This is a genomic window from Aureimonas sp. OT7, assembly GCF_014844055.1.
GTDB classification, from domain to species: domain Bacteria; phylum Pseudomonadota; class Alphaproteobacteria; order Rhizobiales; family Rhizobiaceae; genus Aureimonas; species Aureimonas altamirensis_A.
Genome location: NZ_CP062167.1, coordinates 3748622 through 3775139 on the forward strand (window position 1 = coordinate 3748622; position 26518 = coordinate 3775139).

Annotated in this window: 23 protein-coding genes and 1 pseudogene; 18 read left to right on the forward strand and 6 right to left on the reverse strand. The window is 58.6% G+C overall.

All coding sequences use genetic code 11. The features are described from left to right. The 3 genes from IGS74_RS17980 (at position 1) to IGS74_RS17990 (ending at position 3320) form a co-directional block, all read left to right on the forward strand. The gene (locus IGS74_RS17980) at positions 1-1191 is read left to right on the forward strand and encodes a hypothetical protein (protein WP_192387972.1); all 1191 of its coding nucleotides are present in this window, start codon (positions 1-3) and stop codon (positions 1189-1191) included. An 80-nt stretch (positions 1192-1271) separates the two neighbouring features. Beyond that, complete coding sequence (locus tag IGS74_RS17985) at positions 1272-2426, forward strand: hypothetical protein (protein ID WP_192387974.1); 1155 nt, start codon at positions 1272-1274, stop codon at positions 2424-2426. A 267-nt stretch (positions 2427-2693) separates the two neighbouring features. Beyond that, on the forward strand, positions 2694-3320 hold the full coding sequence (locus IGS74_RS17990) for an ATP-binding protein (protein WP_192387976.1): 627 nt from the start codon (positions 2694-2696) through the stop codon (positions 3318-3320). Here IGS74_RS17990 and IGS74_RS17995 read toward each other — a convergent pair. Beyond that, a protein-coding gene (locus IGS74_RS17995) for an IS3 family transposase (RefSeq protein WP_165906610.1) occupies positions 3290-4479 on the reverse strand; the annotation gives its coding sequence in 2 pieces (ribosomal slippage) (positions 3290-4221 and positions 4221-4479; 1191 coding nt in all). The two genes, IGS74_RS17990 and IGS74_RS17995, sit on opposite strands and share 31 nt — an antisense overlap. Before the next feature lie 149 nt (positions 4480-4628). On the opposite strand from IGS74_RS17995, the gene IGS74_RS18000 reads away from it, so the two are divergent. From IGS74_RS18000 to IGS74_RS18040, 8 genes are all read left to right on the forward strand, one after another. Next, a complete protein-coding gene (locus tag IGS74_RS18000; protein ID WP_192387978.1) occupies positions 4629-4823 on the forward strand; it encodes a hypothetical protein in 195 nt (64 codons plus the stop codon). A gap of 269 nt (positions 4824-5092) precedes the next feature. Further along, positions 5093-5671 (forward strand): hypothetical protein, encoded by a 579-nt coding sequence (locus IGS74_RS18005; RefSeq protein WP_192387980.1) that lies wholly within the window; start codon positions 5093-5095, stop codon positions 5669-5671. Next, complete coding sequence (locus IGS74_RS18010; RefSeq protein WP_192387982.1) at positions 5668-6978, forward strand: hypothetical protein; 1311 nt, start codon at positions 5668-5670, stop codon at positions 6976-6978. The genes IGS74_RS18005 and IGS74_RS18010 overlap by 4 nt, the downstream gene beginning before the upstream one ends. Before the next feature lie 603 nt (positions 6979-7581). Next, positions 7582-8301 (forward strand): hypothetical protein, encoded by a 720-nt coding sequence (locus IGS74_RS18015; RefSeq protein ID WP_192387984.1) that lies wholly within the window; start codon positions 7582-7584, stop codon positions 8299-8301. Between the two features lie 284 nt (positions 8302-8585). Continuing rightward, positions 8586-9086, forward strand: coding sequence for a hypothetical protein (locus IGS74_RS18025; protein WP_192387987.1), 501 nt, complete (start codon positions 8586-8588; stop codon positions 9084-9086). Between the two features lie 57 nt (positions 9087-9143). Then, complete coding sequence (locus IGS74_RS18030) at positions 9144-9419, forward strand: hypothetical protein (RefSeq protein ID WP_192387988.1); 276 nt, start codon at positions 9144-9146, stop codon at positions 9417-9419. A 490-nt stretch (positions 9420-9909) separates the two neighbouring features. Beyond that, positions 9910-12387 (forward strand): DUF3987 domain-containing protein, encoded by a 2478-nt coding sequence (locus tag IGS74_RS18035; RefSeq protein ID WP_192387989.1) that lies wholly within the window; start codon positions 9910-9912, stop codon positions 12385-12387. 873 nt (positions 12388-13260) lie between these two features. Continuing rightward, complete coding sequence (locus IGS74_RS18040; RefSeq protein ID WP_192387990.1) at positions 13261-13551, forward strand: hypothetical protein; 291 nt, start codon at positions 13261-13263, stop codon at positions 13549-13551. Here IGS74_RS18040 and IGS74_RS18045 read toward each other — a convergent pair. After that, entirely contained in the window at positions 13548-14120 is a 573-nt protein-coding gene (locus IGS74_RS18045) for a recombinase family protein (protein WP_192387991.1), read from the reverse strand. The genes IGS74_RS18040 and IGS74_RS18045 overlap by 4 nt on opposite strands. Positions 14121-14829: 709 nt before the next feature. Between IGS74_RS18045 and IGS74_RS18050 the strand changes: the two genes are divergently transcribed. From IGS74_RS18050 to IGS74_RS18070, 5 genes are all read left to right on the forward strand, one after another. After that, entirely contained in the window at positions 14830-15216 is a 387-nt protein-coding gene (locus IGS74_RS18050) for a hypothetical protein (RefSeq protein WP_192387992.1), read from the forward strand. Further along, entirely contained in the window at positions 15213-15788 is a 576-nt protein-coding gene (locus IGS74_RS18055; RefSeq protein WP_192387993.1) for a hypothetical protein, read from the forward strand. Before IGS74_RS18050 ends, IGS74_RS18055 begins: the two co-directional genes overlap by 4 nt. Before the next feature lie 10 nt (positions 15789-15798). Next, on the forward strand, positions 15799-16746 hold the full coding sequence (locus IGS74_RS18060; protein ID WP_192387994.1) for a hypothetical protein: 948 nt from the start codon (positions 15799-15801) through the stop codon (positions 16744-16746). Between the two features lie 68 nt (positions 16747-16814). Next, complete coding sequence (locus IGS74_RS18065) at positions 16815-17444, forward strand: hypothetical protein (RefSeq protein WP_192387996.1); 630 nt, start codon at positions 16815-16817, stop codon at positions 17442-17444. 198 nt (positions 17445-17642) lie between these two features. After that, positions 17643-17813, forward strand: coding sequence for a hypothetical protein (locus IGS74_RS18070; protein WP_192387998.1), 171 nt, complete (start codon positions 17643-17645; stop codon positions 17811-17813). 232 nt (positions 17814-18045) lie between these two features. On the opposite strand, the gene IGS74_RS18075 is transcribed toward IGS74_RS18070, so the two are convergent. Beyond that, positions 18046-19401: a hypothetical protein gene (locus tag IGS74_RS18075; RefSeq protein ID WP_192388000.1), complete on the reverse strand. Its 1356-nt coding sequence runs from the start codon at positions 19399-19401 to the stop codon at positions 18046-18048. Positions 19402-20484: 1083 nt separating this feature from the next. Then, entirely contained in the window at positions 20485-22347 is a 1863-nt protein-coding gene (locus IGS74_RS18085; protein ID WP_192388003.1) for a hypothetical protein, read from the reverse strand. Between the two features lie 486 nt (positions 22348-22833). Between IGS74_RS18085 and IGS74_RS18090 the strand changes: the two genes are divergently transcribed. Beyond that, the gene (locus tag IGS74_RS18090) at positions 22834-24183 is read left to right on the forward strand and encodes a hypothetical protein (protein WP_192388005.1); all 1350 of its coding nucleotides are present in this window, start codon (positions 22834-22836) and stop codon (positions 24181-24183) included. Between the two features lies 1 nt (position 24184). Here IGS74_RS18090 and IGS74_RS20345 read toward each other — a convergent pair whose 3' ends face one another. Both IGS74_RS20345 and IGS74_RS20495 read right to left on the reverse strand, forming a co-directional pair. Continuing rightward, positions 24185-24904, reverse strand: coding sequence for a hypothetical protein (locus tag IGS74_RS20345; RefSeq protein ID WP_246723227.1), 720 nt, complete (start codon positions 24902-24904; stop codon positions 24185-24187). A gap of 120 nt (positions 24905-25024) precedes the next feature. Further along, positions 25025-25699: pseudogene (locus IGS74_RS20495) on the reverse strand (YARHG domain-containing protein); the annotation flags it as partial. Here IGS74_RS20495 and IGS74_RS18100 point away from each other — a divergent pair. Continuing rightward, positions 25698-26378: an SOS response-associated peptidase gene (locus IGS74_RS18100; RefSeq protein WP_192388008.1), complete on the forward strand. Its 681-nt coding sequence runs from the start codon at positions 25698-25700 to the stop codon at positions 26376-26378. The pseudogene IGS74_RS20495 and the gene IGS74_RS18100 sit on opposite strands and share 2 nt — an antisense overlap. Positions 26379-26518: the final 140 nt, after the last annotated feature.

A 26518-nucleotide genomic window follows, 5' to 3' on the forward strand; every position in this document is an offset into this window, starting at 1 on the left:
ATGGGAACGGCGAGCGACAAGGAAATCAAGGGAGCGTGGGTAATCCACCACGGTCGCAAGCTCGTTCTGGACGTGAACGGGCCAGCAGAGTTTCCCGCCATCAATGAGGCGGCGAAGGCCGCGACCCTCCTTACGAAGCTCGGCCAAACTAACCAAGCAACCGTCACCAAGGTTGAAGCGCGCGCTATCGCTGTGGCCTCGGGTCTCGATCCCCGGTTGGAGCTGAATGGGCTTCTCCAGGTGCTTGAGCGCAAGCGCCTTATCGACCAGTCCACGGATGATATCTCTATTCTGGGCGTTACGACGCGCGGCTCACTTGGGCATGCCACCGACATCTACAACGAGGCGGAGCCGAGCACCTACGAAGAAGCGTCAATCACGCTGGCGGAAGTCGCTTCGGAAGCGCCCATCCGGCGCGCCGATGTTTCGCAACGGATCGGCGATACGCATAAGCTCACCAATGCCCAGGTCGGCGATTTTCTCGATCGTGCCGAAGGCATCGGATTTGTCGATAAGGAGGGTGATGGAAACGATCGGCTGCTGTTCAACGGCAACCTTTTCCGCCGGTCGTCGGTCGTCAAAACCCAGAAGGTACTAACTTCCCTCAACGATGCCGAACAGCGTTTGATCAGCGAGATCTCCGAACAACTGTCCAAGAGCGGATGCTTGAGCGTCCAGCACGTCGAGCGGGTTCTGTCGAAGCCGCTCTTTGAGAAGCTGGTTGCGGCAGCCGTCTATGATCTCAACGAGGTCACGAACGAGCAGGGTAGCCATGTCTACGTCACTGCACCCGCCGCCTTTCATAAGTTTGTCGATCCGATGGTGGATGATTGCTTCGACATGGCGAAGTCGCTTGTGGCGGCGCTCACCTACGGCATGGTTTCTCGGTCATCCTCTCAAGGCCGGATCACGCAGCTTCCTGCACTTGTGAGCAAACTAATCTCGGGCCGTGAGGTTGGGCCAACAACTTCCATTGGACAGGACTATCGGGTTCTTGAGGTCAACGGCGTCGTCAAGCTCCGGCGTGACGCGAATTATGCTAATCGTTACTATCTGCGGCTGCTTAAGAGGGAGGTAGGAGAGCTTGCGTTGCAGGTACTCACGCAAGGTAACGCCTATGCCCAATCTCTAGCCGATCTGCCCAGTGCGCCCATGGCAGGATACGTCGGCCCCGAAGAGAGCCGAACTTAAATTCGTAAGAACCAATCCCCGTTGAGCAAGCGAGCGACGCGGGACGTGCTTGAGGCCGTTCGCGGCGGGCGGGTGCTGTGATGAACGACAAGGTGCAAACACCCAAAGGAGCCGTTTTGGAGGAGGTCCTGCGTGCCTACTTCCTGCGTGCTGGGTTCTTCGTCATTCGCGGGGTGCCGTTTCGGTTTGCCGATGAAGACCTCACCGACGTTGATCTTTGGTTATATGAGCGTCCAACCGGCACTTCTCGGCGGGTGCAAATTTGTGACATCAAATACAAACAACGCCCAAAGGCAGTTGAGCGCATCTTTTGGACAAGTGGACTGGCCGATGCACTCGACGTAGACGGCGCATATGTTGCAACGACCGATAAGCGTAAAAGTCTACGGTCGGTGGCAGAGAAGCTGGACCTGCAACTGATCGACGGCACAGACATTCAACGCATTCAGAACAGCCAGGTCGTTCTCTATGCGGAGCGAATGGGCGATGAGCAGTTGATTGCCGAGTTGCAGGCAGTGGATAAAGGCTTTCGAAACAAGAACCTCCAAGACGCACGAGTTGACATACTGTCGGCTCTCTCGGAAGGGTTTGGCGCTCCGTCCGCAGTCAGAGCGTTGGAAGGCTTCTCCCGGTTGGCCACGGCCGCCATTGCATACCATCCGGACTCACAGGCCGCTCGCTCGGCTGGCCGTTTGGCCTACCTTGCTGGGGCCATCGCTTGTCAAAGCCTCGATTACGTAAGCGTCGGAGCGGCTTTTCGAACAATAGACGAGCGGCGGGACTTAATCCTGCGGGCTGTGCGGCTAGGCGCATTAGGCAATGACGATGGGCAGCAGACGCTTCGCTTGGCTATGGCGTTGGTCGAAAAATACGCACCCGGTGGCAGGGGAACCGCTATGGCAGTAGAAGCCGGCTTAAAGCGAGATTTGGATCAAATCCCCGCTGAAATCGTCGCCGATCAAGCGGTACGACTCCTAAAATCGGACCAGCTTTTCGTGACCGGGCGCGAGCTTGAAATGGCAAGCTACCACATCGCGCTGCCGACGTTTGATGGTCTCAGCGTCCAAACCAAATCGATGCTCGGAGCACTTCTCGACTATGCCAATGTCGATCGTCAACGATTCGCGAATGCATGGAAATCAAACTCCGGCGCAACTATCGCATCTGCCCAGGCGATGACTGAACAGGTCGAAAAGGACGCTTCATCGCAAGCCTCTCTTTTCGGAGAGGAATAGATATTGTCACGGTGATCAACTTGAGCCTGCGCATCAAGAGCCTAAAATGGAAGATATCTCTATGCGATGTCGCGCCGGCAGAACAGCTCAATCGGATACGATACGCTGGTAGAGAATGCGAAGAAACGGAATCAGGCGTTCTTCTGCTTCCTACTTGGCGAGTAGCGGCATTAAGTTGCGACGCCATAGGTGCTTACAGCCTGTCGGCGATATGTGATAGCTTTTCTTATAGGGGGCAGGCAAGGCTCCAGAAGCTGCGGAGCGCGCATGGCGGGGGTCGATCGTAAGACAGAACTAGAGTCGATTAACGGGACGCCTGAGAAGCGTCTCTTTCTATCAATCATCAGCGATTACGACCTGCAAACAGGACTTTGCGAGCTCGTCGACAACGCTCTCGATTTTTGGATCAACAATAACAAGAAGCCAGCTGCGCTGAAGATCGACATCACCCTTGATGCCGTTCGTCAACTCATCAAGGTGCGGGACAACGCAGGCGGTGTCGGTCGGGATCAACTTCGCTTGCTCGTGGCGCCCGGCGCATCCGGCAATAGCGAAGGTAGGGGTGTCATCGGCATCTTTGGAGTTGGCGGCAAACGGGCGGGTGTAGCCCTTGGAGAGCGCGTCGAGATTCGGACGCGCGCGAAGGGGGACAAGAGCCTTCAGTTAGACATCACAAATGACTGGCTGGCCCACGAAGATTGGGAGCTCATTGCATATGAAATTCCCGACATTGCAGTAGGTACGACCACTGTCGATATCTCGCAGCTTCGCCAACCTTTCACGGAGGGAGACGTCGAAGTCATCCGCTCCCGACTCGGTGAAATATACGAGTGGTTTATCGGTGATGACGTGACCCCCGTTTCTCATCCAGCCATAACGAGAGTCCTAGGTTGATCTGAGCTGTGATCGGCTGGGTTGGCAAGAGGCCGGTCTGCGCAGCCATCAACCAGCGCAGCAGGCCGGCCGATGTGTCCGGTGAGCGCTTCTGCATAAGCCTGCGGCGTCAGCCACCCGAGCTTCGAGTGCGGACGCTGCTCGTTGTAATCGCGTCGCCACGCCTCCAGCACGGCGCGAGCGTGCGGCAGCGAGCGGAACAGCGTCTCGTTCAGCAGCTCGTCACGCAGCCGCCCGTTGAAGCTTTCGTTGAAGCCGTTCTGCTGGGGCTTGCCCGGCGCGATGTAGTGCCAGCCGACGCCGGTGTCGTCGGCCCAGGCCAGGACCGCGTTCGAGGTGTACTCCGTGCCGTTGTCGCTGACGATGGTGTCGGGCCGCCCTCGCTGCCGGATGACGGCGTCCAACTCCCGCACGACCCGCGCGCCCGACAGCGAGGTGTCGGCCACCAGCGCCAGGCACTCGCGCGTACAGTTATCGATCACCGTCAGGATGCGGAAGCGCCGCCCGTCCGTCAGCTGGTCTGCGACGAAGTCCAGCGACCAGCGCTGGTTGGGCGCCAGCGGCAGGTCCAGCGGTCGCCGCGTGCCCATCGCTCGCTTCCGGCCGCCGCGCCGGCGCACCGTCAGTTGCTCGTCGCGATAGATCCGCTGGACCCGTTTCCTGTTGACCGCATGGCCCTCGCGCCGCAGCAGCACGTGCAGGCGACGATAGCCGAACCGTCGACGTTCCTGGGCCAGGGCCTTCAGCCGGTCGCGCAGAGCGCCGTCGTCCGGGCGCGTCGCCTGATAGCGCACGCTCGTCCGATCGACGCCCAGAACACGGCACGCCCGCCTTTCGCTCATCTCGTAGGCGGCCTGCAGATGGCCAGCCGCCTCGCGATAGCCGGCGGGCGTCACCACTTTTTTCCCAGCAGGTCCTTCAGGGCCACGTTGTCCAGCATCGCGTCCGCCAGCATCCGCTTCAGCCGGGCGTTCTCATCCTCGAGCGCCTTGAGCCGCCGAGCCTCCGACACGTCGAGCCCGCCAAACTTGGCCTTCCATTTGTAAAAGGTCGCCGAGCTGACCCCGTGGCGTCGGCACACCTCCGCCGTCGCTACACCGGCCTCCTGCTCCCGCAGGATCCCGATGATCTGCTCTTCCGTGAACCTCGATCGCTTCATTCTGTCCGTCCTTCGTTGGGCGGACTCTAGCTATTCCTGGAGGAGTTTCAGGGGGTCACGTCAAGTTCATCGTAAACCGGCGAGACCTGTTCCCGCCTCACATCTATAACGACACGAAGATCCTTACGATCTTCAAGGCTCGGCACACCGTGATCAATGAGGTGACCGCTCATATCACGTTGTCTCAGACGCTCCTCGACAAGGTGAGCCACTACTACAATCTGAGGAACAAGCTGGTGCACGAGCGAGCCACAGTTGGCATCACGGATGCGCAAGTGGCTGATTACACCAAGACGGTCGAGCAGGTTTTGAAGAAGCTGTTTGGTCTGAAATTTCCGGCATGAGGAGGGTTACGCTATCTATGAATGTTGAGCTGTCTTAGTAGCATTCGCTATGTCCGCTCTTATTACATGGTTCGAGCAGCACTCTTGCGGGCTGGGCACAATCTCTAGAGGCCGCGCTGGCTCTCTTTTTTCACCTACATCACTGCATTCGCTCCCGGCTGGAGACGCAAGCGTCAGCTTTGCCCGCGCGTGGGAGACCAGCTTCATCGCCCCCCTGCGCGCCGCGACTGGCCATGGGATCGGCGACCCGACGGGAGAGGCTTGATTCGATGACCAGCTTCACGAACTTTCACACGCTCGACCCCGAAGCCTATCGGGTGACGATGGAACTCCACGATCGTGCTGAGCGCGAGCAGAGCTTCATGAGCTTCGTCTTCCGCTGGATGGCGTTCAACGGGTGGATGGCCGCAGTCACCGGCGAGGAGCGGGATTTCGAAATGATCGGCGCTCTGGCTGCCGAGCCACGCATGATTGCGGCTTACGACGCGCTGATGAACAGCGATGTCGAGTTTCGGCAACGGGTGGAAGAATTCACCTTGCACTGGCCGGTCCTAAGCGTGAGCAGCGTTCGCGCGAAACTTGGTTTCGGCGCATTCCGCCGGCTCGATCGCGCGGCCTTGATTGCTGCATGCGCGGCGGCGAATGTCCGAATTCAGCCTGCAGGATGGGCGGCCGGCATTCCGACGTGGGAACAGTTACTGCGGGTGATATACCAAATTCGCTGCAATCTTTTTCATGGCGAAAAATCAGAGCGAAGCGTGCGCGATCGTACGCTGATCGAGAGCGCCAACACGATACTGGCCATGCTGGTCGCGCGTTCGGGCTGTTATGGATGGCACGATCAATGAGCGGGGTCACGCTCTGGACATCGGGGAAGACCGTCGCGCTGACCGGCGAACGGCGCCACCTGCACAAGGGGACTCTTCCCGCGCCGGGCTTTACACCGCCGCCGCTGGCGCCTCTGATCCATTTCGAACCGACCGCGCTTGCGGCTGCCATCGCGCGAACCGCCACGTTGCGAGCCGCACCGCCTGAGTTGTTGGCGGGCTTCAAAGACAGCGCCTTGAGTGAGGCCCAGCTCCTTGTGGCAGATGGTCCCGGCTTCGCGCTTTCGCCCCACTTAGCAATGCTGGCCGATACAGAGCGCACCCATTTCGCTGCCCGCGTCGGTGCCGGGATCACCGACATATACATGAACACACTGGGCTACACGTGGCGTGACAATGCAGCGAGCTTGGCGTTGTCGCTCCAACCCCATGCCGATTTCCTCTATGATGGTGGTTCTGCAACCGGTCACGGTGTTGTGTTGGCCGAAGCGCGGGGCTCATTCGCGGCGACCGTGACTGATAAGGCCGTGGCAGCGGCCGCAGAGCGCAAATATCTTCGTCAGGTACGGCCCTATGTCGGCGCAACCTCGCCCCACGGCGACGTGATCCACGGCTACGCGCTCGCTTTTGGATGCCAGCCCACAGCCGCGAATGCGTTTCTGCGCTTGTCACAGACCCGCCGACCGAAAGCGCCAAGCGGGGGCAAGCCCCCCGGTCCTTCGAGCGTCTCCCAGCCCCCGGCCGGTGCGCCTGTGGGATCCTACGCAGTGCCGACCGGTATGGCGCTTGCTGCTCACCGCTCGAACTTCATCCTCATGGATGCTCTGCCGATCGCGGATTGGATCGATTGGCTCTCAGGGGCGCAAGGCTTCCCGGACGATGACGAACCCGTGCTCTTCCTGCGCATTCCCTATGCGGGCCGCACCTTCCTTGCCTGCGCTGACATGCTTGCGCCCTACCGGCTGCCGCTGTGGGTGTATGATCTGCTCGACCATCCCCTCGTCTGGCGTCGTTGGGAGCGTCGCTCGGTTGCTGTCCCCGCACCACTGCGCTGGTTCGTCATGGAAGAGAAGGCCGCTACTACATTCCTCAATGCCCTCGCCGCCATGGTGCGATTCGGCCCAGGCGAGCGCCCGGCACGACTTGAACTCCCGACAGGCGACACGGTCGGCCTTTCTTCCGAAAGGGCCGATCACGGAGCGCGCCTAGGGCGGGAGGGTTACGAATATTCGCTTTTCCGGGATGGACTTGCGTTGCTTGGGGGGATGCCACCGAAAAGGATCGACGGTTTCCTTCGATGGCATCCGAAAGAAGGGCTGTTGGGTTAATCGCGCGGTAAACGCCAATCAGGAGATTTCGGGGCCGATGCGCGCTCGCTCGGATCGCCAGATGACGCTTACCTGAGCGTTCGGTCGCTTTCTGCAATCCGACGAGAGATTCCGGACAGTCGTCAACGTCCACAAAAATCGCCGTGACCCTCTGGTCCCAAACGAGCTGCGCCACACGACGACCAAATGGCGGATTCGCCGCGTCGCCTCGGGTGTGTAAGGCCCGAAGGTATGCCAGGCGCGCCTGACGCGATGGTTCATTGAGGCTGAGCGCATCCATCGGATTGTCACGCCGGCGCTCTCCCGCAGCAGCCGTTGAGCATCGCCCGCGTTGCGCTATCCATGCTTGGATCGCGTCGCGAAGGATGAAGGGCGCGTACTCAAGACACTATCGGGAGGGCTATAGAGTAGATGTCGTGCCCATCGCTATCCCGCATGGCCCGCCAGATATCCCAGCTAACATGCTGTTATTGTTATGAAAATCGCCCTTGCATCGGCTATCAACCCCAACGTTCACCCTAACTAACAGCTGGCATTTGGCGATCCCGTGTGGCGCGATATGGCGCTTTATGGCATAATTCCGTCAGTTAGACGGGATGCACCATGACCAACCCTCAAGCTCTGGATATTGATTTCTCGCGCCGTGATATCGAGCGCGTTGTAAGAGCAGCGGGTGAACAGTTTGGCATTCTGGGCGGTAGCCTGTGGAAAGAGGTTCAAAAGGGAAATCATGCATCCCGAATGATACTCGCGCTTCTCGGCCTGCCCCAAGAGCTACCAGTCGAGCCCGCTGGCGCTCCTCGGATCAATGACGATGTTCTGATCAGCTTGAATTCGGCAATGGGTTTAGCCGCCCTCCCTCTCACCGATAGCGATCTGCCGGTCAAAACGCGGGAAGATCTCTACCAATCAGCGAAATCCTTGGCAGCGAAGCATCTAGAAGATCAGCACAGCAGACATATCCAGCCGGAAGTTCTGGCAGCTCGGAATGCTGCAAAGGCGACCCGCGATCAGGCGACTGCCGATGAAGGCGACCGCCAACTGAGCCGATCGAGAGCTGTCAACGAAGCTGCGGCACGAGCCCAGCTCGAAGCCGATTACCCCCGCCGCCTTGACGATGTCCGCGCCAACCTGACGGCCGCCTATGACGTCGCGCTTGTCTCCCGCAAGCAGGATATCTCGGCCGAGCAGCTGCAGACGGTGCGTGACTGGAATTATGGCGCTTACAGAAAGCTCGTCGGACGAGACCCGCAGCGGATCAACCGCGCATTGGTAGATCGCTATTTCGAACGAGCTGCACCTGGCGAAAAGGCTGGGACATAACTCCTGAAACTTGAGCGTCGAATGTCCTAGGCGCTGCTGGCACTTCTTGGATCACAACGATCCAAGGAGGCACAATTGAGCACTTCAAGCACCCGTACCACTCCGATCCCTGCCGGTCCGGTTCTCAGCATGTCTGAGACGGCGACCTATCTGCGCTCCTCACGCACGTCACTTTACCGGATGATCCGCCGCGGCGATGTGAAGCCAATCAAGCTCGGAGGCCGGACACTTTTCCGTCGCACTGATCTCGATGCTCTGATCGAGCAGTGTGCCGAGGCCTGACCATGAACGGCAACGACCTGTTCCTGCGTGCTGTCGCCAACCTGGAGGTCGCCGTCGAGACTGCACGTGGTGCACCTGAAGATCGTACAGGCCGGCCATACGTATATTGGCGTGGTGAGCAGCGATATCGCGAACTCACTGACAAGCCTTCGCGAAGCAGCGGGCGCCCGCCGTTTGGCATTGCCGAGTTGGCCGTTGTCACAGCGGCCTTTAGAGCCAAGAACGCGGACCCCGTTGCGGGAGGAAATGCACCAGCTAAGGCGGCTGCCATGCTGGGGCTAAGCCGAACCTTGCCAAGCCGTGCAGCTGGAATGCTGCGAGAGCGCCTTCGCAAACTCCACCCCGATGTTACGCCGGATGGGCTAGAGGCGATCGAGAACCGCCTTGTCGATGCAGCGCATGACGAGCTCACAGCAATGGTCTCATTCAGTGCTGCATTGGATCGCGCGGCGGGGATTTCCCGTCGACATGCCCGGCACGTCAGAAACCCCACCTGTTTCTGATCGCACTGAAACGACAGACTGAATTCCCCGAGAAGACCCGAGAGAACGAGAGATCCCATGTCCAATGCCCAACATTACATCCCGTGGCGCGAGCGCGCCGTCATCAGCAAGCGAGAGACGGCGGCCATTTTCGGCCGTTCAATCCCATGGGTCGATGACGCCATTCGTTGCGGCGACCTTGTTGAACGCCAGGCTCGGCCAAGAGCACCGCGTGTGGTCTGCGTCGACAGCATCATTTGCTTGATTGGCGAGATGAACGCGACAACAGCGGCCCCCAAGCCTTCAACGGTCCTGCACGCGCCGCGGTTGGTGTGGGTTAACCCCAACCTTTGAAAGCAGACGGCGCCGGCGGGAGCGAACCGCCAGCGCCGAAGATAGGATGCCAATGGAAAATATAGCGCAATACGAGCCGAAAGTGAACGGAGAGCCAGCCGCGTTGTTCGGCGACTTCGTCGACGGGAGACGTCGGTCGCCTACCGAGCATCCGGTCAGCTTCACCATCTTGCAGGCTGGCGCATCCCGAGCGGCGCCGTCCAAGACGTTCGGAATAGGCGCGGATGGAGCCCCCGTGGTTATATCGCAGGGCATCCAACCTGCAGCGGGGTCAGTGAGACGGGTGGATCTGCACGGATCTGCGGGAAAGGTACTCTGTGATCTTGGCAGGATAATCGACCATCTATCCGAGCGAGAGGCTTTGATCTGCGCCCCGCCACCGACGGGAAAGGCGGAGTGGGATTTCGTTGTTGCGTCAGAAGCGAAGGATCGATCCGACGTAATCTCGCGGACTGCGCGCCATTTCCCCGCACCGTCGGGACCCGCACTGATGGGGCTCGACTTCGATATTCGGACTTGGCCTCAAACGCTGCGCAAGCGTGTCGAGGCATATCCTGAGCAGATTTCCGGGGCGCTGTCCTCGGTGTCCGTTGCCATTTCTACCGCTGCAGCTTTGATCCGTCCTTCATCGTCGGCCGGTGTATGCAATCGGGAGACGGGGCAGAAGACGGATAGTAATGCGGGGCAGCATCGCTTTTTGATCGCGTCGGAAGGCCACGAGATTGCTCGTGCTGTCACCGCTCTTCACGAGCGGCTTGTGCTCGCAGGATGGGGCTGGCCGTTTGTTACGCAATCCGGGACAGTTGAAATCAGATCATTGATAGATCGCTCGGCATCGGTAGCAGCAGAACGCTTGTGGTTCGAGGGCCGCGTACAACTTTCAGACCCCCGTCTCGAATTCGTTCCGAAAGGTCGAACTTCGACGGTTCGGAACCCCGACGGTGGCGTAGTCGATCTGTGCACGATAGTGGATCTAAGCACCGATGAGCGAGAGCGTCTGCAAGAAGTTGAGCAAGCTCTGCGGGAGGCGGCGTCCGCGGAGGCTCGAGAGAAGCGCCATGCTTGGAAGGCAGTTCGCAGGAAAGAACTGATCGCGCGCGGCGTTGATCCCGCAAAGGCGGACAAGACACTCGGTCTAGCTGTCGAGCAACATATTCTCGAAGACGATTTTGAGATCTTATTCGATGACGGGACTGGGGCGCTCGTCTCAGAAATCTTGGCCGATCCGATGTCATTTCATCGCAAAACCGGTCCGGACCCATTAGAGCCGGATTACGGGGGTGGTCGGAATAAGGCGATCCTTTACGGCGACGCTGTCCCGGTGAGGATTGAAAGCCAAGCGCATGGCGGCGTTCGCTATCTCCTGCGTCAGGTCAAAGCTTACTTCGAAGAGCCTGCCGATGTCGAAGAGAGCAAGCCGGCAGAGCTTACCTTAAGTATGACCGCTGTCCCCTTGGATATATTTTCCGACGCAGACCCCAAAGGCGTCGGCGAATTGCCGCCCGGCTCGCTGCCTCCGTTCGTAGAGCGCTGGGCGCGATCTGAAGGCCGTCGGAAAGGTGTCCAGACGTCCTTTCCCGCAGCGTCAGCGGTTGCTGCGCTAGCTGCTGCAGTTGGTTCATCACTTCGCATCAAGGTACGGCAGCACGACGATTGGTCGGAGCCTGCGTCGCTGTGGGTTGCACTCATTGCGCCGCCCGGGAGCGCAAAGACGCCCGTCATCAGCGCAGCCGCTAGCCCCTTGCGTCAGTTGGACGGAGAATGGATACGGGCGGACGTCCCAATACACGCCGAGTGGCTGAGGGCGAGTAAGAAGCAGCGTAAAGACGCCGCTCCGCTCGGGCCGGAGCCACGAATTAGAAGAGCCGTGGTTGACGATGTGACCTCTGAACGACTGATCGGTATTTTCGCAGACAATCCGCATGGACTTCTGCGTGACACGGACGAGCTGGCTGGCTTGTTCGGCTCACTTGGCGCCTACAAGAAGGCATCAGATGGCGACCGCAGTCAGCTGCTTCGGCTCTTCGAGGGCGGATCGATAAGCCGAGACCGCCAGACGGCCGGATCGAGTTACGCGGCGACAGCGCTCATGGGCGTCTTGGCTGGATCACAGCCAGAGAGAATAAAGGGGCTGGTTAGAGATTTAGGTGAAGACGGATTGCTGCAACGCTTCCTCTTTGTCCTCCACGACGGCGTCGAACGAACAGGGATAGATGAGACACCAGACCGGGAAGCCGCAAGAGCATATGCCCGCACTGTTCGTGGCTTAAGATCGGCCACATACCGCTTCCCCGAGCCGATCCGCCTGACGCCTGACGCTGCAGACGCAATGAAGAAGGCGATCTCCCGTCTGGACAAGCTTCGGCATCTACCGGGAGCGGCCGCGGCGTTCCAAGATCATGTGGCAAAATGGGGCAAGATCGTCCCGCGGTTGGTGCTGACGTTTCATGCGGCGATAGCTTTTGAACGCGATGGACGGGTGAACCCGGAAGCGGACATAGAGGCTGAAACCGTGCAAATGGCCGAACGCTTCGCTCAGTTCCTAATGCTGAACTCGATCCGCTTTTACGAGACTTTCTTTGGTGCTTCCGAGGTGGTGTCGGACGCTCGCTGGGTAGCAGGGCACTTGCTAACGAAGCCAGAGTTGGTGGAGCTCACTCGCCGCGACATCTACGATGCACGGAAGACGCTGCGGGGGCCGGACTTCCGTCCGCTTGTCTCCGCTATGGCTGAACTCGAAGCCGCAGGCTGGTTGGAGGTGACCAGACGCGAAGCAGATGGCCCCGTCCGATGGAAGGTGAACGGCACCATTCACACGCGCTTTGCGGATCGAGCTGTCCGTGAACGGCAACTTCGAGCAGACCGTCACGAGAAAATTGCAGCGGCGAGCTCAGAACGTCGCCGTTTGGCATCAGGAAATCTAGCGAACGAGGAAGCCGCTCCGGCCCTTGCTTCCGTCTTCGACTAAGGGATTTGCGGACAATGCGGTCGAATAAGAGCAATTTCGGTAGAAGAGTTGAAGGGGAGTGCGGACATTGCGGCTTGCGTGCGCGGTACAAAAAAAGCCGTTTGATCTCTCTCTCTTCTATTTCTCTGTTTTTTTCTTCAATGCGCGCGCAAGCCGCAATGTCCGCAACTTCTAGCGGGCTTTCTGGGAGACAGAGCGGCCGCTTAGCCGGACAGATTGTCTCGACAGATTGTCTGAATTGGGCGGTGCAGCTTTATCTGGACGGAATAGCTCAACAGCGCATTGTTTCATCGGCGCCGCGGGGAGCGTTCCGATGAAACGTCGTTGGACACCTGCTCTCGCTGCCTGGTGGAACAGCCCTCGGTTTCGCGCGATGGGCCGCAAAAATTTTGAGAAGATTAACGCGGAACGGAAAGATGGACCGCGTTGCGGGGCGAGAAAAAAATCGACCGGGGAGCCATGCGGAAACTGGCCGATGGAGAACGGTCGATGCCGCTTGCACGGCGGCCGATCGCCAAAAGGCAAAGAATGGCATCGCTTGCAGCCGTCAAGCTCCAACGATGTGGGCCGAGCGAGTGCGAAAATTCAAACGGTAACGAGGCGCCTTCGTCGGCGGCAGAAAAAACAGGCGGCTATGACGCCAGACGAGCTAGCCGCGCACCAGCGGTGGCATGCAGCTCATCAGCCAGGCGATCCGGCGGCACGAGAAGCGCGCCGGCGGCGGATCGCTCATGCACAGGCAGCCCGGGCGAGTATCGAGGCCGGATTGTCCAAAGCCAAGGTAGCAAACAGCAGGATCGCTGCGCTCGACGCTGAACTGGCTGAGTTGCAGCGGCAGCTCGATGCACGCCAATTTTACGAAGGAGTATTCGCATGACCAATCGCCACAAAGCCCGCGAGGCCCGTTCCGCGATTTCTGACCGCCTGCGGACCGAGGGCCTCGAAGCCGCCTATTCGCGGGCCATTAAGCTGCTTCAGGATGACGAAGTGTCGGCAACGGCGCACGCAGCCCTTGTTCGAGTGGTCTTTTCGGCCGGCGGTTTGCTAGCAACGGCCGAGGATGACCTTCCAGAGAAAGAGCTGCACGAAATGAGTGGGGTCGAGCTCGACGCAGCGCTGGCCAAACTGCAAGGCCGCATAGACGGTGGAAGTGTGATGGACTAGCGGCCGGCGCTATCAGACAGGATCCGGTGCACGGACCCCTTGCCGATGCCGACCTTGATGGCGATGCCTCCCATGCTCATACCGTCGGCCGCCAGTGCTCGCACCTCGTCCGCCTTCGCGCGGGCGGTAGGTTTCCGTCCCTTATAGAGCCCCGCAAGCTTTGCCTTGGCGATGCCTTCCCGTTGCCGCTCCAGCATCATCTCACGCTCGAACTGAGCGACGGATGCAAGCACGTTGAGCATTAGCTTGCCGGTGGACGTAGCCGTGTCGAGACCACCTTCTCCGACACCGAGGGACACGATGCGGAGCGCAACGCCTTTGGCTTCGAGGCGGGCAACAAGCTCGCCCATATGCGTGACGGAGCGGGCGAGGCGGTCCAGTTTCGTGACAACCAGTGTGTCGCCCTCCCGCACGTACTCGATGGCGGCATCAAGTTCCGGCCGCTGGCCAACCGATGAGACCTGCTCAGAGAAGACCTTCTTGCATCCAAGGGCGGTGAGGTCGCGGACTTGGGCTTCAAGGCCGGCTTCCTGTTCAAGCGTCGAGGTGCGAGCGTAGCCAATTAGCATTGAGGTGGTCTCCAACTCAGCAGCGAGTGTGCATCGTTCCAATAGGGTTTAAGACATATCGCTCTTATCGTTCCATAAATCAACTGGTATTTCAATGGAACGGCTATGCCGATGGTTCGGAACGTTCCGCTAGAGCAAGCCCTGTGGAACGAACTAGCCGATTATGCAGGCAGATGCGGAAGCAGTCGGTCGACAAAACATACATTTGACATACAATATATTTTTGTGAGCAGATGTTCGTATCGAAACGGAGATACGATCATGTCGCGTAATCACAGACCCGTAGCCGCCCAAGTGCAGGTCACTCTTGCCGTCGTAGCTTCTCTCCGGAGTGCGCTCGAAGCCGGAGACAACAGAACGGCTGAACTGGACCTCGCCGAACTTGGCAGCATCGCCGGCTTCGAGGTCGGCGGGATACGAGACCGAGCACTCGATAACATCTGGCAGACGGCAGCAAAGCACCCTCACCTTCGCGTCGCAGCGTTAGACGCTTTACGGCATGCGGCCTGAGCAGGGACTGGGTGCTCGCCTTTGGCTGGCACCCCCACCCACCCCCTGGGGGCACTCCGAACGCGATCCGGGAGCGGCCGCCAGACCCCGCTAGAAATTTGCGGTCCGAAAAAAACTTTGGGATCAAAAACCCCCTATATTTCTGCGGCGGCCACCCCTGTATTTTTACCGTATGACGAACCGCGATCACCAAATTTGGATGCTGGAAAAATTCCTTTCCGCCGCGGCGGATGGGGACGACCCGGCCCGCAACATCAGCGAAGCACTCGCCTACGGCTGGGCCTTCCCAGCTTCAGCGATCGACAACCCGACACGTAGTCGGATCATTTTCGCAGCCGTTCGAGCCGCCATCGTCGCTTGCGAAACGTTCCCGAATTGGGTGCCGCGGGATCATATTCGAAAGGGCTTTCGAAGCTTTCTCGAATGGTTGGACCCCGAGCCAGTAGCTTACGGCTTGCAGGACCGAAAGCGATGGGTCCGCATCCTTCGCAATGCCGCTCACAGCAGCGCTCTCCTAGACGAATTGGCCGATGATGCGTTTGAGCGGCGTTCACAAACGATCCAAGCGTTGGCGAGGCCGGCATGAGCATGGATTGCCAAGATCATGCCTCGGAGAATGAATATTCCGAAATTGGATCCAGATACCTCGTTGCCCGTACGGTTGGCTTCATTTGTACGCAGCCAGACGTCACGACAGTCGTAGCCGCTTTCGATGGTGTTTGCGATGAACGTTTGAACGAAGCATCCCGGTGGGCGTCAGCTGTTCTCGGCCTTCGGGGGCTTTTGGCTCTTATCGCAAGCTGCCCGGTTGCAGACGTGATGACAGTTGTGGGAAGCGACCTTCGCAAGGCAATCGAAAGCGCGCACGCAAGCTTCCCAAGACCTGATGGCGTCTCAATCGAGGCAACATACGAGGGATTTGGGTGCGCCTTGGGACTGCTGGTTCAAGCGGTGTTGATCGAGCGCGGCGATGACCTCGACCTTATCGAACCCCTGTCCATGATCGAAGATCGAGTAGATCGAGTGGCACATTTTGCCAGCCAAATCGATCTGTCCGTTCGCATGCGGCGCCTTAGGGAACGCGGCGACCTGCTCGGCAGAAAAGTCCGGGCCGGGGCCGCTTGGGACAAAGCTGTGCCGTCATTGGCAAAACACTAAGGAGGCTAGCATGGGCGGCGGAAAAGGGGCAGCGAAGCAAGCCAGTCGGGAAGCGGACCAGGCACGGGCCGACGAACAGGCTCGTCAGGCACGCGTCCGTCAGGGCACGGATCGTATCAACTCTATTTTCAACGGGTCGCTGCAGGGCGCAGGCCAGGTCGGCGCCGGATCGGCCTTTGACCCCAACGCTACCTACTACACGGCCGACGGGCAGGTCTGGAAACCGCAGGCGCAGACCACGACGGGTACGACCGCTGGGGGCGTTCCGACGGCCAAGCCGGGCACACCGTTCAACTTCGGCGATGCAATGGCTCGCATCGCCTACGACAACAACGACACGTCGGCCCGTCGGTTAGCGCCGGCCTCCGCGGGTCGAGTGACATCCGGTCCGTCCGCGGCGGATCAGTTCGCCCAAGCTTCTGCTGGCGGGAAGTTGTTTTCCGGTACGCAGATGTCCGGCGGCTTCAACGATGATTTCTTTAACCGGCAGCGCCAGAACTACATCGATTATGCGACGCCGCAGCTCGACCAGCAGTACGGCGACGCGAACAAGCAGCTCACGTTTTCCCTTACGAGATCTGGGCTGTTTGACAGCTCGGTTCGCGGCGAGAAGGCAAGCGACCTTCAACGGGCCTACGACCTCAACAAGCAGAAAATCGCTGACGATGCACTGTCTCACAGCACTCAGTCTCGCAACGCTGTCGAGGACGCGCGGGCGAACTTGATATCGATGCTGAACGCCACCGGTGACGCAGAAGGCGCGGCGAATGCTGCCCTTGCTCGCTCGCAGGCACTATCGCAGGCTCCGTCGTTCAGCCCGCTTACTTCGTTGTTTGCAGACTTTACCAATGGCCTTGGAGTGCAAGCGGCGGCCGAACGCTCATACGCAGCAGGCGGAATGAAGCCCACGATTTCCACCGGCTTATTCGCTCCCCGCAACTCCGTAACGTACGGGTGACAACCATGTGTTCCCCTCTCGCTTTGACCGGTATTGCCCTCTCTGCTGGCTCCTCCGTCGCTAATTCGATGGCCGCCGGTCAGGCCGCTAAGGCTCGTAGCAGCGCGCTCGCGGCCGAGCGAACCCGCCAGCGGCAGTTCGATCAAGAGAGCGATGCGCTTAACCTAACAGCACAGAACCGCTACCAGAACTTCGAAGGTCAGCAGGAAGAGACCGGTCAGAAGTTGACCGACTATTTCCAGGCGCAAGCCCTGCCGCTGGACGAAGCCAACGCCGCCGCTGAACTTCCGCGATCGGCCTCGACCATCACGGTCAACGACGAGAACCAACAAAGGGCCAACGCGCGGGATTTTACCAACCGTCAAGGCGCCGCGCTTGGAAACCTGCGCTCCTTCGGCGATCTGCTCGGTGGTATTGGGCGCGACCAAGCGCGTGACGCGATGTCGATCGGTCAGATCGGCGCGTTCAAACGCGGGTCCTCCTCAACCCTTCCGTACGAGCTGGAAGCAGCCAATTCGAAAGGGGCCGGAGCAAGGTTGTTCGGAGATATTCTCGGCGGCTTCGGGAGTATTGGCACTACGGCCGGCATTAGCGGAGGATCCCTGTTTGGTTGGGGAGGGCCAAAAGACAAGGCGGGAGCGATCCCGATCCCGACACCAGCGCCACGGCTCGGAAGCACATACGGAAAGGCGCGCTGATGCCTGTCGTACAGAACTGTCAGCACACCTATCGAAGTCCGCTTTAGCAAAGCCATCAACACAGTGTTTGGGGTGCCCCAGAGACGCCGACCGCGCAGGTGGCGGTTCCCGGCGATGGCGGCCGGTTCGTGAGAATGCCAAACGAAGCTGACGGCACGGCCGGCAGCGTGATGGGATCGCGCCGGCCGGACCGAGCAAATGCGCACCGAGTTCGGAGACGCCGTGTCCCGACAGGGCACCGAGCGCGACGAGCTGCTTGACGCTATTTTCGGCTATGGCCGTGCCCAGGAGGCGCCGCCGACGCTGGACGTGCAGGAGTTGATCCGGGCAATTTTGACCGGCGGGGTGTTGGGGTATTCTCAACCTTAAAGGCGCTATGCGCGGAAACGCTAAGTACGGTTAGTCTTGGCGCTCGCGGTTTCGTGGGGCATAGGACTTGAGCCTAATGCCTCGACTTGAACTGCCATCCACCGGGCTGTTATGTCCCCACGCAGCCTTTAATTCTGCCGTAGAACGGTCAATTGCTTCTTTCATATCTAAGGAAAGGCCCGAACCGTCCCGATCAGCAATCTGAAGGCGGTCTTTCGTGCGAGTACGGAGATTAGGCATCGCTTTGGCCACCATTTAGTATCTCCCTATACCGCCGTTCTCCAGCGTCCCTAACCCTAGCTGCATGCCGAGGGTTCAATTCTGCCTTGAAATAATGCTTCCGCTTGACCCAGACGAACCCCTCTGATTGGGATATTACAGCTACATCGATAGGGCCAGCCACGGTTTCCATACCGTGCGAGATGCGTCGCTTAAGCGACGTGACCTCTATCAGCGCTTCTGCCATTCGCGCAAGTTCGGGCTTTGGCATGAACTCCACCAGCTCTTCCATTGAGCTTTGCGTTTGCAGTCTGACAGTCTCGAAAGCCTGATCACGCAGAGACCGAAGGAATTGATCCTGTGTGCCAGCCCAAGCTTGGTCAAAGCTTTGCTCTTCCGCCTCATTCACGAAATCTAGCATGGTTCGAACAGAGGTACGAAATTGGTCCAAATTCTTGCTGCAAAAGCTAGCGATTGCCTTTTGCACATGGTCATCAAATCCGAAGATAAATCGATCAACCATCTCTCGTTGCGCAAATGGGAGAACAGCAGCTCTGCGGCCATCACGGTCAATGTCCACCATCTCATCACGGACAATCTTCAGTGAACCGAATACCATTCCTTCCACACGGATTGATATTAGCGTAGGAAATAAGTCTTGGTCGCCAAAGCCAGCGATAACAATTCCCGTGTGCAAGCCAAGAGAAATATCTCCGATAAGAATGGGATATAAAACCTCGCAAACGATCCGAGAGCAGTATTGTTCAGGCACGCCAAATCCAAGTAATCTTTCAGAAAGCCTGTTGGCAATATCAGGCGAAAGAAGCGGCACTTCGCCCAAGCCAACGAATTCAGCATTTTTCTGGCCTGAAACTCGTCGGGAAAGAACCGATATCTGCTGAGACCAAACCTCGGCTTGATACTGATCGATGTCATGATCAATCATACTCACATCGGCCTTTGAGTTCATCCACTGAGCGAAGCCTTGTTGAAACTGATCTTTTGTACGCTCAATCAGGATGTCTGCAACATTCTTCGAGACCGAGATCTCATAACGCTCCAGCTGACTAGATGGTGCAGATCTCCCATCATCGTTTAAAAATGCTAGGAACTCTTCGGCAGCCTGCGCCACTCGATCGTACTTCGGGCAGCTGGTGCGAAATCGCCTGACAACGCTCGGCAATGGGACACCCACGAAATCCATCGAATTATTAATCATAATTCCGATAGGATTTAGATCGCAGAGTTCAAATAGTTTGTCGCCTGTATCGAACATCTTGAAGCTCTCTGTGCCCGCCGAAATGGTCACAGCACTATCTGTCGCCAGCGCTACCGCCGACTTATTCAAGATCGCAATTTCTGCCGTCATAAGAGAGCTCCCGACTGACTTGGGAGATTAGAAAGCGCCCGCGTGCGAGCGGTAGCCCTCACCCAAACCTGATACTTCTTATCCCCACATTTTTGCTTCGCTAGAATTATCTGTGATTAGAAATAGCACGCGGGAGAACGGCCGCCTGGCTTGCTGTACGCGCTCGTTCTTCCGCACAGCCTGCCATTTCGCATACGGTCATACGGACAATCGCAGGTGCCAACGTAAGGCTCGCGTCGAGGCTGCCCGGCACGGTCTGATCCCAGAAGTGCTGACGGCGCTACAGGCGGTTGGCGTGTCTGTGCCGGCCGAGGCGCCACCAGCTGAGTAGGAGCCGTTTCCGATAAGTAATCGCCGTGCGCCCAGCCCTGGAGACGACCGGTATGGATCCGGCGCCAAGCGCCACGTGCGTCAACGATCTCCACTTGCTGGCCAGGGCTGAGCGTCGCCAGAACCGTGTCGGCTGTAGTTGGTCCAGATCGCACCCGGACGCGCCCTGTCGCATAAGCGACAGTTCGAGCTGCAGGCCGTATGCCTTCAACAGGTTGCGCCGGCGCTGTACGCCCTACCTCCGGTAGCGGTGCGCTACCGGATGGAGCTTCGAGAGCGACAGGACGAAGGCGCGGGGCGCTTGATCCCGGCTCTTTCTCTCCAGACCCAAGCCAGAGCAGGCCAAACACGCCGGCGGCAATCCAGCCGATCGAACTCTTCGCCTTCCCCATCCGATCCTCCCAGATCGGAAATCGTTTCACGGAAAATCGTCGATCGACAATCAGCGAAGCTTACGGCCGACGGACACATTCGCGTGTTTGAGCAGGCATCTGGAGCACCACGGCGGTGCAGTCTTCTCGTCCTATCTTCTTACGATGCTGTCGACGAGCTGTTGTGCAACCTGGGCGTATTGGCTCTTTGGCAACGCCCGGAGCTTGGCACCTTCCGCGTACCGGGACAGCGCTTCGGATATCTCTGAAGGCGTCCAACCGGCCTCCAGAGCCTGCCGTTCGATCTCTGCTACTGCTTCCGAAATCACTCGGCTACACTCGCCAACGCGATCTCGGCGGAACGGAGTTGGGCCTGCGATCCTCATTTCCCACGCCTCTTATGACCAGATGTTTCATTAGACCATATAGCATTCAGTATGTCAGATGCTTTTTTCGCCTTTTCGCCTGGTAGGAACCGCCCGTAGTGCCTCTCGATCGTCTCAGCAGTGTCGTGGACGGCGTAGCTGGCCAACTCGTATGAGCCTGTGGCCTTCAGTACGTGAGTAGCACGAACGTCGCGGACGTTGTGAGGTCCATGTGGCATCAGCCCTTCGACGGCGCCGCGGCCTGTATATGGATTATAAATGCCGTATTTCCGTGTGATGCGATACCAGTGATGAGTGATCGAGGCGACGGACATCGAGACATCATCCTCAATCCGCCGGCCCTTGGTGACAAACATCGTACCGGGGTCAGGCGCGGGTCCGATAAGCCTAGCTCGGTGTCGCCGTACCCATAGGCTCATTCGCTCATCAAAGCGTTCCACGCCGCCAAGATCAATCAGCATGGGCTGGCCGCTGAAAAATCGCGAGCCCGCGTTCTTGAACGCCGAGAGCGGCATATACAGCTCCCACCGGCTTGCCTTCTCGTTCCAGCGCATCTCGCCCCGGCCCAGGCTCTCCAATCGCGCCTTCGAAGTCGGAGCGCTGTCTGGGGCCGCTAGCAGCATCTCACGCAAGTTGCGCTGCCGCAGACCCGATCTTAGCGCTACGTGGAACAGCAGGAAGTCACGGGTTGCTTCGGCGGCTCCCATTGGGTCAGAGCGTTCCGACGGCTTCCATCTGATGATCTGATCCTCGATACGTCGATACATCTCAGCCGGATCTTCCGCGTTCAGTATCGGCAAAATCGGCTCGGCTGGATCCCGGTGTGATTTCATGACCCGCTTGATATCGTTCGTTCGCGACCGCAGATGAGCGAGCATTCGATCGCATGCCGCGTTCCAGTCGGACCGCATCCTGTGGATATCCGATTGCGTCAGGAAGCCATCAACCGGTTGTAGGCGGTCAGCAAGGCTCGGCGACTGGCGTATCCACCCAGTTCTGGGCTGAAGCATTCCGTTGAAAGCAATCAGCAACCCAAATTCATTGGTGCTGTAGAAACCGCGTCGACGTTCGCGCCAGGTCAGATACCAGTCGCAGAACGATGGTACCGCGATCATGGCGAAGGTCAGCATTTCGAGTGGCACGCCGGCTCCTTTGGAAGTCGAGGCCGGGTCGCAGCTGAGTGCGCCGAAAAACCTTCCCATATTGCCAACATGGTGCGCTGCGGTCGCAGGCTTCCATTTGCCAAGACGCGCGAACCCAGCCGGGACGAGATCGTTCAAACGGAAGGCCAGCAACTCCGACATCTCTTTTTGGAGTGCGGGCGGCGCGTCCCGAACAAGCGGCGACCGTCTACCTTCCGCGGCGCCCCGTCGCCGATAGTGGATCGGGGCATCGGGGAAGCGGAGAGAGAAATGTTGCCGCCGAACAGTTCCGAGATAACGGCGATAGTCCGTCTGTCCGTGGCCGGTATGTGCCGAGATCCATGCCAGGATTTCCTCTTTCTTCGCTTTCGTGAGTTGGTGGAAATTGTCCGGTAGATACCACGCCAGAGCGTGAACCTCCTGGTAGGAGAACTGGCGGCGGTTGCGAGCGTATAGCTTTGCATCGCGATGAAGCCGGTCGGTCAGTTCGAATGGTGGCAGATCGAGGAACTTCTCGACCCTCATGGCGAAGTCCACGGACTTGCCAGAGCGTGGCACGGATCGACCCCCAAGCCATCGGTATAGGGTATCCGTCTTCGGCCCGGGATGCCCAGCGGCCGCCATCTGTTGCGCCAGGATCGGCGCTCGCAGGGCGCGAGCCTGCATGATCTCCCGGAAGGCGATGGAGAACGCATTGTCGAAACCGGATTTTGTCACGGAAGGCTCCCAACGTCAGACAAAGGAATGAAGCCCTCTTCCGCGACAGGCACATGACGGTATCACGTGTTCCGATATGTTCACTACTTGTTCTCTTTGTCCCGTGGCTTCATAACGGGCGCATGCGCCGACGATACCGATCCATCCCCGATCTTGCTGAGCGCCTTGAGATCGTCGCGCAAGCGCGACGCAATGCCATCCTTTCGCCGGAGACGACAGCAGTGGTCGTGGCTGCCCTCCGCGCGTTTTCGGTTCACCCAGACCGTGAGCAGGTGATGAAAGCCCTCTGCCGGGATCGCGGCCGGTGCGAGACCGGCTGCTTTTCCTGCATGGGCGTAGCGAACGCGATCATGGCGATGTATCGGGGAGAGGAACCGATGGGGCGGATCGACTTTCCGCGGAGGCGTTGATCTACGGGGCGAAGTTGACAGCTTAGCCAGACCCGGGTGCAATTAAGAAAGCAAAGTTTAGTTTGGAGTGGGTCATTTGCGCACGCGGATCCTGATCGCATTCATTACGCTCCTATTGCCTGTAGCGACGACCATTCCTGGAATAGCAGCTGAAGTCAGTGCGGCGAAAAGCGAAGCCTGCGTGATCTCAATTGGAGGCGAACTCGTCGCCGGAGATTACGATCGGTTTCGCGCCCTGGCGGCAGTCCTCTTTCCTGAAGAGGTTGGCGAAGCGTCATCGGAAAACACTGTTTGCCTCGATAGCCCAGGCGGGCATCTGGCGGAGGGCGTCAAGTTTGCTCGACATTTCTACAAGGAGGGTGTGGGGACCGTGATCGAGAGCGGAGCTGAATGTCATTCGGCCTGTGCAATCATGTTCATGATGGGGACCGCGCAGGGCGCAGAGGTGGCTTATGCTAACCGACGACTGCACGTCGACGGGGTCTTAGGTTTCCACCGTCCGTATCTTAATCTCCCACAAGGCGAGCAGGTCGACATTTCAATGTTGGCAGTAGCCGCTGACGCAGCCTACCAGTCGACGCTTGACTTGATTTCAGTTGCAAACTCAAAGGTCCCTTGGACGAGTGAGCCGATGATGAAATCGGACCTCATGCAAGCAATGCTGCAGCATGTCGGCAACGACATGTTTCTTATTGATACCGTTGATAAGGCCGCTCGGTTTGGTATCGAAATCGTTGGGGCGGGTCCGCCACCTGCCTTGACTGAAGCAAGCGCTTATTATGCCTGTCTTAACACCCTGCAGTGGCAGCATGGACTTACCGACGCGCCCATCACCTATACGCCGAAAATGTCTGAGCCAACTGCAGAGTATCTGCAGGCGGTCCGGCTGCTTCCAACCGGCACGGTTGATAAGGCATACCGCATAAATGGGCCAAAGGACGGCTACGCAAGGCACGGCTGTGTCGTCGCCGAAATCGAAGGAAGGGTCCAGATCTGCGGCGCCGATGAGTATACAAACGTTGTTGCGGGAGGCGGTTCGTGTGAAGACACGGACTATGCTGGCAAGCTTGAGATGGTTCAGGCTCTTACTCTCTATGACCCTATGACCCCTCTTCGTTCGTTAGGGGCTCGAAAGGTCGCGATGGCGCCAAGCAATGAGGCGGTCCGTATTTTCCGATGCGTTGTTCGCAACAAGGTCGCAATCGAAGACGACGAGCTTTGCAAGTTCGTCGGAGGCCGTTCGTCCGAGGGCTGGGACACAGCAAACTTCATCTGGCCATCCGGAAGCAAAACGGTGCTGGTTATGAACCCCGCCGGAATGGAGATCAATGGCGTCCACACTGTTGCTGTTGACCGAGATGGCCTTGGCCTCTGCTATCCCAACAGTCGAACAGGTCGAGAGTTTTGTGTTTCAGCTGCGGAATAGCTTACTCGAACAGCGCGTCCAGGTCTGACTGGCTCGCGGTGGCGCCCTTAAACTCGGCGGAGCTATCCGTCAGTACCCGCTCCAGGTAATCGGCCAGGACGACAGCGCTTTCAGACGAGAAGCCAAACGTCCGCTGAAAAGCACCTTGCTGACGCCGAACGATCGACGCCGTCGAGCCATCCTCGGCAATTCGGAATACGAGAGACGTTCGCGCCCCTGCCGCCTCTTCAGCCTCGCAGAGGTCGGCCGGGAAGCAATACGCGAGCTTTTCGTACGCCCGTCGCACCTTGTTTTCCTGTGCAGTCACGGACCAACTTACAATTTTGCGCAGCGCGTTGGCGGTCTCATCAACCTGCGTCGGTGTCATAGGGATTGCGACGGCAATCTTCTGATACTCCGCGCCTGGGTCCACGAAATTCCAATTAAACGCAAGTTGCCCCTGATCGTTGACGACCGGCTCGATCCAAACCTCTCCGATCGTGGATGTGCCGGGTATGAAATAGGGGACTTTCTGAAACTGCTCGGAGGCCTGCCGTGCGTTCGCTTCGACGTTCGCATCAGCCGGCCGAACTGGGGTCTGATACTGCGCGACCGCCCGTTCTGCTTCCTGCTTGCGCTCGACCAGCTCCGCATAACGCTCTTCGGCCGCCGGATCTTCGCCGCGCGCCGAACCACGCATATCCTGCATATGCTCGGTCAGTTCAGACAGCTGCTGCGTCATCGCGCCGATGTCACGGCGCAGGATTTGAACTTCTCGAGTGGCCGCGCTCTCACTTCTATCAGCCGATGCCACTCGTACGGCTGCGGAAGGCGCTGACCGTGCAACCCTAATCCAATTATTGTGTGACCAGCCTTCACCGCCCCAGAAGCGAACTTTCCGCCATACTCCGGAGCTGTCCAAAATTACGACCTGGTCCCCTTCGAGCAGCTTTCCGATCTGCCTGAATTGCGAGCCGGGTCCGTTTCTAACCGCAAGGAAACCGTCACCGTTTGGATCCAAGCCCGAAACGACAGTTTGGGTCGTTGACGGCACTGCCGCGGTTGGCGAGCCGCTCGCTCGTCCTTCGAAGCTTTTGATCAGATTTACGTTGTACTTTTCAATCTCGGACAGGCGTACATTCTTCGTCCTAGGTTGGTAGTACGGCTTCGCGGAAAAGTATTGGACCGCACGCGGCGTATCGAAGACGTATCCATGCCGTGCCATTATCTCGTTGCGCGCTTCCCACAAGGTCCGGTCCGACACCCCTGCCAACCACGCTGGGCTTATCCGTTCTTGTGAAGAGCTCGGAAAATGAAAGTCGCATCGTGGATTTTGCACGCATGAGGTGTCAGCGAAAGCGCCTCCGCAAAGCGCCGATAGCAAGAAGACACTCAACCCTGATGCAACCCGACGCATTGTCCGCCCCGCAAGTCTGTTTGCACAAGCAATTGCATGCCGCACATCCTGGAGCAATCCGGACGTCGATCGTTCCTTTGAATAAGTCCCCTGCCACCTTCGAACCCAGGCTAGACGCATGTGCAATCTTTATTCCCTGACGAAGGGCCAAGCGGCTATCATTGCTCTGACACGGGCGCTGCACGATCGTACAGGCAACCTTCCGCCGATGCCCGGCATCTTCCCGGACTATCCGGCGCCAGTCGTCCGTAACGGCGCCGACGGCGAGCGCGAACTGACCCTGATGCGCTGGGGCATGCCGTCACCCCAGTTCTTGCTGAAAGGCCGCAAGGTCGACGGCGGCGTCACGAACATCCGGAACACGACAAGCCCGCACTGGCGGCGCTGGCTCGGGCCGGCAAGCCGCTGCCTGGTGCCTCTAACCAGCTTCAGCGAGTACGACACGATCGAAGGCAAAAAGGTGCCGGTTTGGTTCGCCCTATCCGAAGACCGGCCGCTCTGTGTTTTCGCCGGTATTTGGACGAACTGGACCAGCACGCGGAAGGTGAAGGAGGGAGAGGTGAACGCCGACATTTGCGGTTTCCTGACCTGCGAGCCGAACGCCGTTGTCGGCCCGATACATCCCAAAGCCATGCCGGTCATTCTAACGACGGCTGAGGAAATGGATGTGTGGATGCGCGCACCGTGGGACGAGGCGAAGGCGATGCAGCGGCCTTTGCCAGACAATGCGCTGGTGATCGTGGCGCAAGGGGAGCGCCAGGACCAGCTCGCAACCGAGCAAAACGATCTAATGAAGTAACGGAAACATAAAATCAGCTTCTCTGTTAGTTCAATTTACAACTGTTATCTACTAAAAAATCCGCGATACTTACAGAGTATAAGGCCAAAAATTTTGGTGCATACTTTGGTGATTTAAGTCAACCTAGCCAAGGGCGCCTT

What these genes read in the sequence shown, in the direction of transcription:
- IGS74_RS17980 (WP_192387972.1), top strand. Translation starts at nt 1, where the DNA reads ATGGGAACGGCGAGCGACAAGGAAATCAAGGGAGCGTGGGTAATCCAC.
- IGS74_RS17985 (WP_192387974.1), top strand. Translation starts at nt 1,272, where the DNA reads ATGAACGACAAGGTGCAAACACCCAAAGGAGCCGTTTTGGAGGAGGTC.
- IGS74_RS17990 (WP_192387976.1), top strand. Translation starts at nt 2,694, where the DNA reads ATGGCGGGGGTCGATCGTAAGACAGAACTAGAGTCGATTAACGGGACG.
- IGS74_RS18005 (WP_192387980.1), top strand. Translation starts at nt 5,093, where the DNA reads ATGACCAGCTTCACGAACTTTCACACGCTCGACCCCGAAGCCTATCGG.
- IGS74_RS18010 (WP_192387982.1), top strand. Translation starts at nt 5,668, where the DNA reads ATGAGCGGGGTCACGCTCTGGACATCGGGGAAGACCGTCGCGCTGACC.
- IGS74_RS18015 (WP_192387984.1), top strand. Translation starts at nt 7,582, where the DNA reads ATGACCAACCCTCAAGCTCTGGATATTGATTTCTCGCGCCGTGATATC.
- IGS74_RS18025 (WP_192387987.1), top strand. Translation starts at nt 8,586, where the DNA reads ATGAACGGCAACGACCTGTTCCTGCGTGCTGTCGCCAACCTGGAGGTC.
- IGS74_RS18030 (WP_192387988.1), top strand. Translation starts at nt 9,144, where the DNA reads ATGTCCAATGCCCAACATTACATCCCGTGGCGCGAGCGCGCCGTCATC.
- IGS74_RS18035 (WP_192387989.1), top strand. Translation starts at nt 9,910, where the DNA reads ATGGGGCTCGACTTCGATATTCGGACTTGGCCTCAAACGCTGCGCAAG.
- IGS74_RS18040 (WP_192387990.1), top strand. Translation starts at nt 13,261, where the DNA reads ATGACCAATCGCCACAAAGCCCGCGAGGCCCGTTCCGCGATTTCTGAC.
- IGS74_RS18045 (WP_192387991.1), bottom strand. Translation starts at nt 14,120, where the DNA reads ATGCTAATTGGCTACGCTCGCACCTCGACGCTTGAACAGGAAGCCGGC.
- IGS74_RS18050 (WP_192387992.1), top strand. Translation starts at nt 14,830, where the DNA reads ATGCTGGAAAAATTCCTTTCCGCCGCGGCGGATGGGGACGACCCGGCC.
- IGS74_RS18055 (WP_192387993.1), top strand. Translation starts at nt 15,213, where the DNA reads ATGAGCATGGATTGCCAAGATCATGCCTCGGAGAATGAATATTCCGAA.
- IGS74_RS18060 (WP_192387994.1), top strand. Translation starts at nt 15,799, where the DNA reads ATGGGCGGCGGAAAAGGGGCAGCGAAGCAAGCCAGTCGGGAAGCGGAC.
- IGS74_RS18065 (WP_192387996.1), top strand. Translation starts at nt 16,815, where the DNA reads ATGGCCGCCGGTCAGGCCGCTAAGGCTCGTAGCAGCGCGCTCGCGGCC.
- IGS74_RS18070 (WP_192387998.1), top strand. Translation starts at nt 17,643, where the DNA reads ATGCGCACCGAGTTCGGAGACGCCGTGTCCCGACAGGGCACCGAGCGC.
- IGS74_RS18075 (WP_192388000.1), bottom strand. Translation starts at nt 19,401, where the DNA reads ATGACGGCAGAAATTGCGATCTTGAATAAGTCGGCGGTAGCGCTGGCG.
- IGS74_RS20345 (WP_246723227.1), bottom strand. Translation starts at nt 24,904, where the DNA reads ATGACGCAGCAGCTGTCTGAACTGACCGAGCATATGCAGGATATGCGT.
- IGS74_RS18100 (WP_192388008.1), top strand. Translation starts at nt 25,698, where the DNA reads ATGTGCAATCTTTATTCCCTGACGAAGGGCCAAGCGGCTATCATTGCT.